The 13,175-nt window shown below is 66.3% G+C and carries 9 protein-coding genes; 8 read left to right on the top strand and 1 reads right to left on the bottom strand.

The features are described 5' to 3' along the window. The first annotated feature begins 40 nt into the window (after positions 1-40). Positions 41-1,582 carry an ABC transporter permease gene (locus AHIS1636_RS07330; protein ID WP_264795155.1) on the top strand — a complete coding sequence of 514 codons (1,542 nt, stop codon included), beginning with the start codon at positions 41-43 and terminating at the stop codon, positions 1,580-1,582. After that, positions 1,579-2,607 (top strand): ABC transporter permease, encoded by a 1,029-nt coding sequence (locus tag AHIS1636_RS07325; protein WP_264795154.1) that lies wholly within the window; start codon positions 1,579-1,581, stop codon positions 2,605-2,607. The genes AHIS1636_RS07330 and AHIS1636_RS07325 overlap by 4 nt, the downstream gene beginning before the upstream one ends. A 34-nt stretch (positions 2,608-2,641) precedes the next feature. Here the strand turns inward: AHIS1636_RS07325 and AHIS1636_RS07320 are convergent, their stop codons facing one another. After that, positions 2,642-3,262, bottom strand: a complete 621-nt coding sequence (locus AHIS1636_RS07320; RefSeq protein WP_264795153.1) for a PH domain-containing protein — start codon at positions 3,260-3,262, stop codon at positions 2,642-2,644. 88 nt (positions 3,263-3,350) lie between these two features. On the opposite strand from AHIS1636_RS07320, the gene AHIS1636_RS07315 reads away from it, so the two are divergent. The 6 genes from AHIS1636_RS07315 to typA all read left to right on the top strand — a co-directional run bounded on the left by AHIS1636_RS07315 (position 3,351) and on the right by typA (position 13,168). Next, positions 3,351-5,180: an ABC transporter ATP-binding protein gene (locus AHIS1636_RS07315; protein ID WP_373875798.1), complete on the top strand. Its 1,830-nt coding sequence runs from the start codon at positions 3,351-3,353 to the stop codon at positions 5,178-5,180. A gap of 551 nt (positions 5,181-5,731) precedes the next feature. Then, positions 5,732-7,360 carry a peptide ABC transporter substrate-binding protein gene (locus tag AHIS1636_RS07310; protein WP_264795152.1) on the top strand — a complete coding sequence of 543 codons (1,629 nt, stop codon included), beginning with the start codon at positions 5,732-5,734 and terminating at the stop codon, positions 7,358-7,360. Between the two features lie 134 nt (positions 7,361-7,494). Next, positions 7,495-8,421, top strand: a complete 927-nt coding sequence (locus tag AHIS1636_RS07305) for an ABC transporter permease (protein ID WP_264795151.1) — start codon at positions 7,495-7,497, stop codon at positions 8,419-8,421. Next, positions 8,414-9,370, top strand: a complete 957-nt coding sequence (locus AHIS1636_RS07300; protein ID WP_264795150.1) for an ABC transporter permease — start codon at positions 8,414-8,416, stop codon at positions 9,368-9,370. Before AHIS1636_RS07305 ends, AHIS1636_RS07300 begins: the two co-directional genes overlap by 8 nt. Continuing rightward, entirely contained in the window at positions 9,367-11,061 is a 1,695-nt protein-coding gene (locus AHIS1636_RS07295) for a dipeptide ABC transporter ATP-binding protein (protein WP_264795149.1), read from the top strand. Before AHIS1636_RS07300 ends, AHIS1636_RS07295 begins: the two co-directional genes overlap by 4 nt. A gap of 184 nt (positions 11,062-11,245) precedes the next feature. After that, on the top strand, positions 11,246-13,168 hold the full coding sequence (typA, locus tag AHIS1636_RS07290; protein ID WP_264795148.1) for a translational GTPase TypA: 1,923 nt from the start codon (positions 11,246-11,248) through the stop codon (positions 13,166-13,168). The last annotated feature ends 7 nt before the right edge of the window (positions 13,169-13,175 follow it).

The raw sequence follows: 13,175 nt of genomic DNA, 5'->3' as shown, positions 1-13,175 counted from the left end.
TGGCATTCTCCAGAAGTGAAAATCGAGGTCTTTCAACACCATGGTGACCTACATCGTGCGGCGGCTCTTCACGGCCGTGCTTATTCTCCTAGGCGCTTCGTTCCTGGTGTATCAGCTGACGGCCCTGTCGGGTGACCCCCTTGCCGACCTCCGGGAAAGCAATCAGCCGAACAAAGAACAACTGATCCAGCAGCGTGTCGAACTGCTGAACCTGGACGTCCCGGCCCCTCTCCGCTATTTCCGCTGGCTCGGCGGAGCGGCCCAGTGCCTGGTGCCCTTCGTGGGCAGCTGCGACTTGGGTTTCGCCATCAACGGCCAGCCCGTCACCGAAGCACTGGGCCGCGCGATGGGAATGACCATCCTGCTGGTGACCGGTGCAGCCATCCTGGCGGTCGTCGTCGGGGTGTGCCTCGGCATCGTGACCGCACTGCGGCAGTACAGCACCCTGGACTACGGGGTGACCTTCATGGCGTTCCTCTTCTTCTCCCTGCCCGTGTTCTGGGTCGCTGTCCTCCTGAAGGAATACGCCGCCATCGGCTTCAACAACTTCCTGCGCGAGCCCCACATACCGCCGGCCACCATCGCCGTGATCGCCTTGGTCAGCGGGATCTTGTGGTACATCTGCGCGCGCGGCACCGTCAAACGCCGGCTCCTCGCCGCGGTCACTGGATTCGTCCTGGCAGCGGGCATCCTCTGGGCGCTGTCCGTGACACGTTGGTTCAGCACACCTGGTCTTGGCCTCGCGGTGATCCTGATCGCCGGCGTCGCTATTGCTTTCGGGGCGACGACCCTCGCGGCGGGGCTGAAAAACCGCAGGGCGCTCTACTCCGCGCTGGCCGCGGTTGCAGTCGGGCTGGTCCTGTACTTCCCGCTCCAGCCGCTCCTGGCGCAGGCCACCACGCTCATGATTGCGCTCCTGGCCATAGCCACCATCCTGGTGGGGATTGGGATCGGCTACTTGATGGGCGGCTACGACCGCCGGCAGAACATCAACGCCGCGGCCATCACCGCGGTCCTGGTTGCCGGGATGGTCCTGCTGGACCGCTATATGCAGGCTTGGCCCGCCTACTTCGGCAACTCGCGGATCAACGGCCGGCCCATCGCCACGATCGGTTCCGAAACGCCCAACCTGCGCGGCGACTACTGGGTGCAGGGGCTGGACACGTTCACGCACCTGTTGCTGCCGACCATCGCCCTGCTGCTGATTTCCCTGGCCTCCTACAGCCGCTACGCGCGCTCGTCGATGCTGGAAATCATGAACATGGACTACATCCGGACGGCGCGGGCCAAGGGCCTGGGGGAGCGCACGGTCGTCATGCGACATGCGTTCCGGAATGCGCTGATCCCCATTGCCACGATCGTGGCCTTCGACATCGGCGGCCTGATCGGCGGCGCAGTCATTACCGAACGCGTCTTCGCTTTCGCCGGTATGGGACAGCTCTTCATCGAGGCACTGGTGCGCGTGGACCCGAATCCCGTCATGGGTGTCTTCCTCGTGACCGGCATCATGGCGCTGGTCTTCAACTTGATCGCGGACCTGCTGTACTCCGCGCTGGACCCGCGAGTGAGGGTTAAAGTATGACCACGATGACGACTTCGGCGCCGGAGATCCAAGGTACCGGCCCGGAAAAGCAGGGCTTGAGCCAGGGCCAGATCGTCCGGAAGAGGTTCATCGGAAACGCTGCGGCGATCGCGAGCCTGGTCATCTTCGTCATGATCCTGGTTCTGGCCTTCTCCGCCGGCGGTTTCATGGGCATTCCCGGCTGGTGGAAGTACACACACAACGAAGTCAATGACCTGATCAACGGCGGGCGTCCGACGCTCCAGGTGTTTCCGTTCAGCTTCGGCGAGCACCCGTTCGGGCAGGACCGGCTCGGCCGGGACACCTTCGCGCAGACCATGCGGGGCGTGCAGATCTCGGTCCTCGTCATGTTCATCATCGGCATCGTGGGCGGCGCGATCGGCGTGGTCGTCGGAGCGCTGGCCGGTTATTTCCGCGGCTGGGTCGACAATGTCCTGATGCGCCTGACCGACATCGTGATCGTGATCCCGCTGATCATCCTCGCGGCAGTCCTGGGCCAGATGGCCAGCCGGGTGGTGGCGTCCAACCTGCAGCCCCTGGCCCTCGGCCTGATGGTGGGGCTGGTCGTATGGACGGGGCTCGCCCGCCTGGTGCGTGCCGAGTTCCTCTCCCTGCGCGAGCGGGAATTCGTGGATGCGGCCCGCATCGCCGGCGCCTCCAATGCCCGGATCATCTTCCGGCACATCCTGCCCAACGCCGTCGGAGTGATCATTGTCTTCGTGACGCTCAGCATGTCCTCGGCGATCCTGCTGGAGACCTCGTTGTCCTACGTCGGCATGGGCGTCAAGGCGCCCGATGTATCCCTCGGGCTGCTGATCAGCCAGAACCAGGAAGCCTTTTCGACCCGTCCCTGGCTGTTCTGGTGGCCGGGCATGTTCATCGTCGCCATCTGCCTCTGCATCAACTTCATCGGAGATGGCCTGCGCGACGCGTTCGATCCCCGCCAGAAGAAGTTCAACGCCAAGCGGGCCCGGGACGTTGTGGCCCGACGGCCGCGCCCCGCGGGGCCGGCGAAGGAGCAGTGAAATGACGCTCCCCGCCGCCCCGAACCCGCGACGGTCAGGCCGCGATCACCAGCACGGCCGCGGCTACCAGTGCGGCTCCCACGGCGAGCACCGTCCAGTTGACGCTGATGCGCGCCCGGGAGGCCTGGGCCATGCCCGGTTCCACGGCGCCCGAAGCGAGCAGTTCGGACCAGCGCTGCCGGACGTGATAGGCGGCCGTACCGGAATCGGACGTGGCCAGGTCCCCGGGCCGCACCGAGCCGGCGGGACCGTAAGTGGTCTCGGGCAGCCCGCGTACGTGGTCGGGCTGCGCGCGCTGGACCGCGAACAGGCCGGGGGCCGGGGCGGACCAGGCGCTGTAGCGGCCCGAGGCCGTCACCAGGGTCAGGGCGTACTTGGTATCGACGGTGACGAGGGAGTGCCACGGCACATCGATGGTGCGGACCGGATTCCGGAGCCTGACGCCGTCATCCGAAACGACGACGGCGGGGAACCAGGCCAGCCACCACGCCACATAGGCCGCGGCCAGAAGCGGCGAGGATTGCAGGAGGCCGGTGCCGCCGTGGGTCAGCCAGGCGGAGCCCGCGCTGACAGCCGCGATCAGCCACACGATGCCGGTCAGCCAGGGCGCGCTTCTGGCTCGGAGGACAACGGGTCCGGTGTTGCGCTTGGACATGGCTCCATCCTTGCAGCCGCCGGCACCAGGGCACGAACGGGACTAGCCGCCGTCGGACTCCCGGAAAACTTCAGAAGGACAAAGCACCATGACTGAAATGATCGACCCGGTCATCCCCGCTCCGCTCGAGGATGTCTCCGGCGACCGCGGCAGGCCCGTCCTGCAGGTCACCGACCTCAACGTGGACTTCGGCGTGGACAAGGAATGGGTTCCGGCGGCCATCGGACTGAACTATGACGTGCATGCCGGCGAGGTCCTGGCACTGGTGGGAGAGTCCGGTTCGGGCAAGAGCGCGAGTTCCATGGCCCTGCTGGGGCTCCTGCCCCCCAACAGCCGCGCGAGCGGCAGCGTCAAGCTCAACGGCCAGGAGATCCTGGGCATCACACCGGCCAAGCTGCGCCGGATCCGCGGCAACGACGTCGCCGTCATTTTCCAGGAACCGATGACGGCGATGAACCCCGTGTACACCATCGGTTTCCAGATCGTAGAGACGCTCCGCCTGCACAATGCCATCTCTCCGGAGGAAGCGCGGGAGCGTGCCCTCCGGCTGCTGGAGATGGTGGAACTGCCGGACCCGGCCAAGGCGTTCAAGTCCTATCCGCATCAGCTCTCCGGGGGACAGAGACAGCGGGCCATGATCGCGCAGTCGCTGTCCTGCGACCCTAAGCTGCTGATAGCGGACGAACCCACCACGGCGCTGGACGTTACGGTCCAGGCCGAAATCCTGGGCCTCATGCGCAGCCTGCGGAACAAGCTGGACAGCGCCATCGTCCTCATCACCCATGATATGGGCGTGGTCGCCGACCTGGCGGACAAAATCGCGGTGATGCGGAACGGCCGGATCGTCGAAACGGGTACGGCCGAGGAGATCTTCCGCAATCCGCGGCACGAATACACCCGGCAGCTGCTGGCGTCCGTGCCGAGGCTGGGCGCCAGCCATGACCGCGGCGAAGCGGAGGTGGACGTCACCGCGGCGCTTGCCTCGGCAACGGGTGTCACCCTGGACGTCGTCGACGACGACGAGATGAAGCGCCGCGAGGAAGAGAACGAGGCCGCCCTGGCCAGCGCCGCGGAGGAAGCGGTCCACGGCGACCCGGTGCTGGAACTGGCCGGTGTGGCGATCGATTACCCGAAACAAGGCAGGGTTCCGGCCTTCAGGGCAGTGGAGGGCGCCGACCTGGTGATCTACCCGGGCCAGGTCGTGGGTCTGGTGGGCGAGTCGGGCTCGGGCAAGACCACCATCGGGCGGGCCGCCGTCGGCCTGCTGCCGGTGGCCGAGGGCTCGCTCAAAGTGGTCGGCCATGAGATTGCCGGAGCGAGCCGCCGGCAACTGCAGTCGCTGCGCAGGAACGTCGGCATGGTGTTCCAGGACCCGTCGTCGTCGCTGAATCCGCGGCTGCCGATCGGCGAGAGCATCGGAGAGCCGATGTACCTTGCCGGAGTTGCGAAGGGCGAAGCGCTGCAGAAGAAGATCGAGGTCCTGCTGGACCAGGTGGAGCTGCCGCGGGCCTACCGGAACCGGTATCCGCACGAGCTCTCGGGCGGCCAGAAGCAGCGTGTCGGCATCGCCCGGGCGCTGGCGCTGCAGCCCAAGCTGATGGTCGCGGACGAGCCGACCTCGGCGCTGGACGTTTCCGTGCAGGCCAAGGTGCTGGAGCTGTTCCGCGATCTCCAGCGGGAACTGGGCTTCGCCTGCCTGTTCGTCACCCACGATCTGGCGGTCATCGACGTGCTCGCGGACCGGATCTGCGTCATGCGGCACGGCAGCATCGTCGAGCAAGGAACCCGCGACGAGATCCTGCGCAATCCCCAGGAGGCCTACACACAGCGGCTGCTGGCGGCAGTTCCGCTGCCTGATCCCGTCTTGCAGCGCGAGCGCAGGGAGCTCCGGGAACAGCTGCTCGGGTCGGGGAGCTGAATCGGGGAGTTGAAGGCGTACCGCAGCGAGGAGCACGGCATTCCGAACCGCCGGACGGCAATTTCCGGCCCGTATTGCGATCAGGCATCACTCATCCGGCTTAGCTGCGGATGCCCGGAGGCCGGGGATACACTGAACCCCGGGGGCACTATCCAGCGCCTCCGGCCTCTGGCGAAGGGCTGACCAGGATGTATTCCTTCGAGCGTCAACGGACGGCAGCAGTCCGGACAGCGTCCTTCATGGTGCCGCGGGCCTAGGGGAAGGCATGCCGCGATCCGGATCCGGGCCGTATGCCGCCCTTCCCAATGAATCGTTATTCCGCCTGTCCGCCCTCGGGCGGCCTGCAGGCCGGAGCGACGCTTCACAGGGAAGGGATCCGGTCTCCCGGCGAGCCGCCGGGCCGGAATTGCGGGCAAGCTGTAAAACACATACTGTAACCCGGGTCACTTCTGACGTGGCCGCCGAGTTCGGCGCTGGAGGGACACCGAAACGCGACGATCCACCCGGCGCCGTATTCCGCCCGGGAACTGACTAGCTACTGAGGAGGCGGAATGCGATTTGCTCGCACTTCCAAAATTGTTGGCCTAGCGGCCGCGGCCGCGCTGGCTTTGAGCGCCTGCGGGGGCGGCGGCGGGGGAACGGACGGTGCCGATGCCTCGGCAGTCATTACCGCCAACACCACCGAGCCGCAGAATCCGCTCGTGCCCACCAATACGAACGAGGTCGGTGGCGGCCGCGTCGTCGACCTGCTCTTCGAAGGCCTGATCAGCTACGACGCTTCCGGCGCGCCGGTCAACGAGGTCGCTGAATCCATCGAGACCAAGGATTCGAAGAACTACACGATCACCCTGAAGCCGGACCAGAAGTTCACGAACGGCGACCCGGTCACCGCCAGTTCCTTCGTGGACGCCTGGAACTACGGTGCTGCGGCAGAGAATGCGCAGCTGAACGAGTACTTCTTCGACAGCATCGCCGGCTATGACGAGGTCAGCGCCAAGGACAGCAAGAAGAAGGAGATGTCCGGGCTGAAGGTTGTCGATGACAAGACCTTCACCGTGGAGCTGGCCCAGCCTGAGTCCGACTGGCCGCTGCGCCTGGGCTACACGGCCTTTTCGCCGCTTCCCGAGGCCGCCTTCCAGGACATGAAGGCTTTCGGCGAGAATCCGGTGGGCAACGGTCCGTACAAGCTTGCCGGTGACGGCGCCTGGCAGCACGACGTCGAGATCGCCTTGGTGCCGAATCCCGACTACACCGGCACCCGCGCTCCCCAGAACGACGGCATCACCTTCAAAATCTACTCCGGCTTCGAGGCGGCTTACCAGGACCTGCTGGCCAACAACCTCGACCTGCTCGACACGATTCCGCCGAGTTCCCTGAAGAACTTCAAGACGGACCTCGGCGAGGGACGCTACCTGGAGAAGCCGTATGCGGGCAACCAGGCCATCACCATTCCCGGGTATCTCGACGAGTGGAAGGGAGAGGCCGGCGAGCTGCGCCGCAAGGCTATCTCCATGGCGATCAACCGTCCCGAAATCACGAAGGTGATCTTCTCCGGCGGCCGCGAGCCTGCCACCGAATTCACCGCGCCGGTGATCGACGGCTACGACGCGGATATCAAGGGCAGCGAAGTGCTGAAGTTCAATCCCGAGGAGGCCCGTAAGCTTTGGGCAGAAGCGGACAAGATCGAGCCGTGGGGCGACAAGGCGTTCACGATCTCGTACAACTCCGACGGCGGCCACAAGGAGTGGATCGACGCGGTGGCGAACAGCATCAAGAACGAGCTGGGCATCGACGCACAGGGGAAGCCCTACGCGACCTTCGCCGAGGTCCGGGAGATTGCCACGTCCAAGCAGCTTGAGGGCGCGCTGCGTACCGGCTGGCAGGCCGACTACCCGTCGCTGTACAACTTCCTCGGCCCGACCTTCGGGACGGGAGCCGGTTCCAACGACGGCGATTACTCCAATAAGGAGTTCGACGCCAAGCTCCGCGAGGGACTGTCCGCCAAGAGCCCGGAGGCCGGGACCACGGCGTTCAACGAGGCCCAGGAAATCCTGCTGCAGGACCTGCCCGCGGTGCCGCTGTGGTACCAGGTGCGCCAGGTCGGCTGGAGCGAGAACGTGGACAAGGTCGACACCGCCTGGAACGGCGTCCCGATCTACCACCAGATCACCCGCAAGTAGCCCGAGCGGCCCGTGGGGTCCGGCCCTTTGGCCGGGCCCCGCGGGCTTTTCCACGACGGCGGCACATCAGAGCGAACAGGCAAAGGACTCATGCAGACTCACACGTATCATCCCTCCGACGGCGGGGCGGGCTGATGGCCTGGTACATCGTCCGGCGGTTCCTGCAAATGATCCCGGTCTTCTTCGGGGCGACCTTCCTGGTCTACTTCCTGGTCTTTTCACTGCCCGGCGACCCGATCCAGGCGCTGTTCGGCGACCGTGCGGTCAACCCGGCCGTCGCCGACCAGCTGCGGGCGCAGTACAACCTGGACCAGCCCTTCCTGGTGCAGTATTTCCTGTACTTAAAAAACCTGGTGACCGTCAATCTGGGCAATGATTTTTCCGGCCGCCCGGTGGCCGAGGTCCTCGCCCAGGTCTTTCCGGTGACGATCAGGCTGGCAATCCTTGCGCTCCTGTTCGAGGCCGTCTTCGGCATCATCTTCGGCGTAATCGCGGGCCTGAGGAAGGGCCGTTTCTTCGACGGAACCATCCTGGTCGCTTCCCTGATCGTCATCGCCATCCCGATCTTCGTGCTCGGCTTCGTCATGCAGTACGTCGTGGGGGTCAAGCTCGGCTGGGCCAAACCGACGGTCGGCGCGGAGGCCGGGTGGTCCGACCTGATCCTGCCGGCCATCGTGCTGGGCCTGGTATCCCTGGCCTACGTCATACGCCTGACCCGGACGTCGATCATCGAGAACCTGAACGCGGACTACGTGCGCACCGCCACCGCGAAGGGACTGTCCCGTCCGCGCGTCGTCGTCGTACATATCCTGCGCAACTCCATGATCCCCGTGATCACCTTCCTCGGGGCGGACCTGGGCGCGCTCATGGGCGGCGCGATCGTCACCGAAGGCATTTTCAATGTGCCCGGCGTGGGGCAGCGGCTGTACCAGTCGGTCCTGCGCGGAGAGGGACCGACGATCGTGTCGATCGTCAGCGTCCTGATCCTTGTCTACATCCTGGCCAACCTGCTCGTGGATGTGCTGTACGCCTGGCTCGACCCGAGGATCCGTTATGCCTGAGCACCGCAGAGACTACATCGAACACTACGTCGCCCCGATCGAGGAGACGCCGCTGCAGGCGACCGACAAGGTCTCCGAGGACGTCCAGCCACTCAGCCTGTGGGCCGAGGCGTGGCGCAACCTGCGCCGCCAGCCGCTGTTCGTCATTGCCTCGGTCCTGATCTTGCTGATCGTCGTGGTGGCGCTTTTCCCGGCGCTCTTCACGCAAACCGAGCCGAACGCGAACTGCCAGCTGGCCAACTCCGACGGCGGTCCCGCCCCGGGTCATCCGCTAGGCTTCACCATCCAGGGCTGTGACGTCTACGCGCGGCTGATCTACGGCACGCGGGCCTCGCTGACGGTCGGTATCTTCGCGACCCTCGGTACCCTGCTGATCGGCGGAACCCTGGGCGCCATCGCCGGCTTCCACGGCGGTTGGCTGGACTCGGTCATTGCGCGGATCGGCGACGTCTTCTTCGCCCTGCCGCTGATCCTCGGCGCGATCATCATCATGCAGCTGCCGTTCTTCCGGGAAAACCGGAATGTCTGGACCGTGGTGATCACGCTGGTGGTGTTCGGCTGGCCGCAGGTGGCGCGGATTACCCGCGGCGCCGTCATCTCCGTGCGCAACGCGGACTTCGTCACGGCCGCGCGTTCGCTGGGCGTGTCCCGGCCGGCGGCGCTGGTGCGGCACGTCATTCCGAACGCGCTGGCACCCGTCATCGTGGTCGCTACCGTCAACCTGGGCATCTTCATCGTGGCCGAGGCCACCCTGTCCTTCCTGGGGATCGGCCTGCCGCCTGACGTAATGAGCTGGGGCAATGACATTTCCGCGGCCCAGGTTTCGCTGCGGTCGAACCCGTCGACCCTGCTCTGGCCGGCCGCCGCGCTGTCCGTGACCGTGCTGAGCTTCATCATGCTTGGGGATGCCCTGCGTGATGCCCTCGATCCGAAAGCCAGGAAACGATGACGACGATCCACGAAGTGAACAGCACCGGGCCGCTGCTGGAAATCCGCGATCTGGCCATCAACTTCAGCAGCTCCACCGGGGATGTGCCGGCCGTCCGCAACGCGCATCTGACCGTCATGCCGGGTGAGACGGTCGCCATTGTGGGGGAGTCCGGGTCCGGCAAATCCACCACGGCATTGGCGGCCATCGGCCTGCTGCCCGAGAACGGACGCGTCACGGGCGGCCGGATCCTGTTTGCCGGCGAGGACCTCACCCAGGCCGGTCCCAAACGGATCATGGAACTGCGGGGCAACTCCATCGGCATGGTTCCCCAGGATCCGATGTCCAACCTGAATCCGGTGTGGAAGATAGGCCCCCAGATCAAGGAGACCCTGCGGGCCAACGGGCTGCCCTCCGGCCCTGACGACGTGGCCAAGGTGCTGTCCGAAGCGGGGCTCCCGGACGCCGAGCGGCGGGCCCGGCAGTTTCCGCACGAATTTTCGGGCGGCATGCGGCAGCGCGCGCTGATCGCGATCGGCCTTTCCTGCCGGCCGAAGCTGCTGATCGCGGACGAGCCGACCTCCGCCCTGGACGTCACCGTGCAGCGGCAGATCCTGGACCACCTGGAGACGATGACGGCGGAACTCGGCACGGCGGTGCTGCTGATCACCCATGACCTCGGCCTCGCGGCCGAGCGCGCCCGGAAGGTCGTGGTCATGTACAAGGGCCAGGTCGTGGAATCGGGTGCCGCGCAGGAAATCCTCACGAATCCGCGGCACCCGTACACGAAGCGCCTGGTCGAGGCGGCGCCGTCTTTGTCCTCCCGCCGCATCCAGTCCGCACGCGCGGCGGGGGTCGACTCCGCCGAGCTCCTGGCGCCGCCGGTCGAGGAGGCCGCGGCCGCGGCGGACAACGTGATCGAAGTGCAGGACCTGACCAAGGTCTTCAAGCTCCGGGCCGGGTTCGGCAAGTCCACGGACTTCACCGCGGTCGACGGCGTTTCCTTCGCCATTAAGCGCGGAACAACGACGGCGGTGGTGGGGGAGTCGGGGTCCGGCAAGTCCACGGTGGCGCGGATGGTGCTGAACCTGGAGGCGCCGACATCGGGCCGGATCCTCTTCGACGGGGTGGAAATGGCCGGGCTCTCGCGCGGGGAACTGCTGAAGTTCCGCCGCCGGGTGCAGCCGATCTTCCAGGACCCGTACGGCTCGCTGGACCCGATGTACAACATCTTCCGGACCATCGAGGAACCGCTGCGGGTGCACAGGATCGGTGACAGCCGGAGCCGTGAGGCTAAGGTCCGGAAACTGCTGGACCAGGTGGCGCTGCCGGCCTCGGTGATGCGCCGGTTCCCCAACGAGCTCTCCGGCGGCCAGCGCCAGCGCATCGCGATTGCCCGCGCCCTCGCCCTCGACCCCGAAGTGGTGATCTGCGACGAGGCCGTGTCCGCGCTCGACGTCCTGGTGCAGGACCAGATCCTCAATCTGCTGGCCGAGCTGCAGCACGAACTCGGCCTGAGTTACCTGTTCATCACCCATGACCTGGCGGTCGTGCGGCAGATCGCCGACCACGTCTGCGTCATGGAAAAGGGCCGGCTGGTGGAGGCCGGCAGCACGGACACTGTGTTCGATTCACCCCGCCAGGACTACACGCGGGACCTGCTGGCCGCGATTCCGGGCGCCCGGCTGGAACTGCCGCCGGAGGTGGCCTGACCCGGCCGCGGCCCCGGGGTACGGCGTACGACGGCGGGGCGCATCCGCCGTCGTACGCGCCGCCGGCGTGCGCGCATTAGGTTCGTTTTGCCTTCAGACGCTAGTATGTACATGCCCCTTTTTGAGGGCGCGGCCACGTCCAGGCCGGATTCTCCAGTTCTCAACCTGAATTGAGCCATCACGTATGTCTGAAACCACCACGTCGACGCAGAGCGCCGTCCGCAGCGACCTTCGGAACGTCGCCATCGTAGCCCACGTCGACCACGGTAAGACCACCCTGGTGGACGCGATGCTCCGCCAGACCGGCGCCTTCTCCACGCACGGCGAAGTCGAAGAGCGCGTGATGGACTCCGGTGACCTGGAACGCGAAAAGGGCATCACCATTCTGGCCAAGAACACCACCGTGTTCTACTCGGGCCCCTCGGCCAACGGCGAAAACGTCACAATCAACGTAATCGACACCCCGGGCCACGCGGACTTCGGCGGCGAGGTCGAGCGCGGCCTGTCCATGGTGGACGGCGTGGTGCTCCTGGTCGACGCCTCCGAGGGCCCGCTGCCGCAGACCCGGTTCGTCCTGCGCAAGGCGCTGGCCGCCAAGCTGCCCGTCGTCCTGCTGGTCAACAAGACGGACCGCCCCGACGCCCGGATCGACGGCGTCGTCGCGGAATCGATGGACCTGCTGCTCGGCCTGGCCTCGGACCTGGCCGACGAGGTTCCCGACCTGGACCTCGACGCCGTCCTGAACGTGCCGGTGGTCTACGCCTCCGGCAAGCTCGGCCGCGCCTCCCTGGAGCAGCCCGCGGACGGCACCGCCCCGGACAGCGAGGACCTCGAGCCGCTGTTCGCCACCATCATGGAGCACATCCCGGCTCCCACCTACGATCCCGAGGGTGTGCTGCAGGCCCATGTGACGAACCTGGACGCCTCGCCGTTCCTGGGCCGCCTCGCCCTGCTGCGCATCTTCAACGGCACGCTGAAGAAGGGCCAGACCGTGGCCTGGGCCCGCGCCAACGGCGAGCTCAAGAGCGTGCGCATCTCCGAACTGCTGGCCACCAAGGGCCTGGAGCGCGTTCCGGCCGACTCCGCCGGCCCCGGCGAGATCGTCGCCGTCGCCGGCATCGAGGACATCACCATCGGTGAGACCCTGACCGATGCGGAGAACCCGCAGCCGCTGCCGCTGATCACCGTCGACGATCCGGCGATCTCCATGACGATCGGTATCAACACCTCCCCGTTGGCCGGCAAGGTCAAGGGCGCCAAGGTCACGGCCCGCCAGGTCAAGGACCGGCTGGACAAGGAACTGATCGGCAACGTCTCGCTGAAGGTGCTCCCGACCGAGCGTCCGGATGCCTGGGAAGTCCAGGGCCGCGGCGAGCTCGCGCTGGCCATCCTCGTCGAGCAGATGCGCCGCGAGGGCTTCGAACTGACCGTCGGCAAGCCGCAGGTGGTTACCCGGACCGTGGACGGCAAGGTCCACGAGCCGATGGAGCACATGACCATCGACGTCCCCGAGGAGTACCTGGGCGCCGTGACGCAGCTGATGGCCGCCCGCAAGGGCCGCATGACGAACATGGCCAACCACGGCACCGGCTGGGTCCGGATGGAATTCGTGGTTCCCGCCCGCGGCCTGATCGGTTTCCGGACCAAGTTCATGACCGAGACCCGCGGCGCAGGCATCGCCTCCTCCTACTCGGAGGGCTACGAGCCGTGGGCCGGCCCCATCGAATACCGCACCAACGGCTCCATGGTGGCGGACCGAGCCGGCGTGGTGACTCCGTTCGCGATGATCAACCTCCAGGAGCGCGGTTCGTTCTTCGTCCAGCCGACCTCCGAGGTCTATGAGGGCATGATCGTGGGCGAGAACTCGCGCGCGGACGACATGGACGTGAACATCACGAAGGAAAAGAAGCTGACCAACATGCGTGCGGCCTCTTCGGAAAGCTTCGAGAACCTGACCCCGCCGCGGACGCTGACCCTCGAGGAGTCGCTCGAGTTCGCCCGCGAGGACGAGTGCGTCGAGGTCACCCCGGAGGCCATCCGCATCCGCAAGGTGATCCTGGACTCCAATGAGCGGGCCAAGGCCAACCGCGCCCGCGCCAAGGCATAGGCTGGCT

The organism is Arthrobacter mangrovi (genome assembly GCF_026011795.1).
GTDB lineage: Bacteria > Actinomycetota > Actinomycetes > Actinomycetales > Micrococcaceae > Crystallibacter > Crystallibacter mangrovi.
Note: the sequence above shows the minus strand (reverse complement) of the source record. Positions and strands in the feature narration are given on the sequence as shown.

Excerpts from the sequence above, each read along its gene's own strand:
- AHIS1636_RS07310 (WP_264795152.1), top strand. The coding sequence starts at position 5,732 with ATGCGATTTGCTCGCACTTCCAAAATTGTTGGCCTAGCGGCCGCGGCC.
- AHIS1636_RS07320 (WP_264795153.1), bottom strand. The coding sequence starts at position 3,262 with ATGTCCAAGCGCAACACCGGACCCGTTGTCCTCCGAGCCAGAAGCGCG.
- AHIS1636_RS07295 (WP_264795149.1), top strand. The coding sequence starts at position 9,367 with ATGACGACGATCCACGAAGTGAACAGCACCGGGCCGCTGCTGGAAATC.
- AHIS1636_RS07325 (WP_264795154.1), top strand. The coding sequence starts at position 1,579 with ATGACCACGATGACGACTTCGGCGCCGGAGATCCAAGGTACCGGCCCG.
- AHIS1636_RS07330 (WP_264795155.1), top strand. The coding sequence starts at position 41 with ATGGTGACCTACATCGTGCGGCGGCTCTTCACGGCCGTGCTTATTCTC.
- AHIS1636_RS07305 (WP_264795151.1), top strand. The coding sequence starts at position 7,495 with ATGGCCTGGTACATCGTCCGGCGGTTCCTGCAAATGATCCCGGTCTTC.
- typA (WP_264795148.1), top strand. The coding sequence starts at position 11,246 with ATGTCTGAAACCACCACGTCGACGCAGAGCGCCGTCCGCAGCGACCTT.
- AHIS1636_RS07315 (WP_373875798.1), top strand. The coding sequence starts at position 3,351 with ATGACTGAAATGATCGACCCGGTCATCCCCGCTCCGCTCGAGGATGTC.
- AHIS1636_RS07300 (WP_264795150.1), top strand. The coding sequence starts at position 8,414 with ATGCCTGAGCACCGCAGAGACTACATCGAACACTACGTCGCCCCGATC.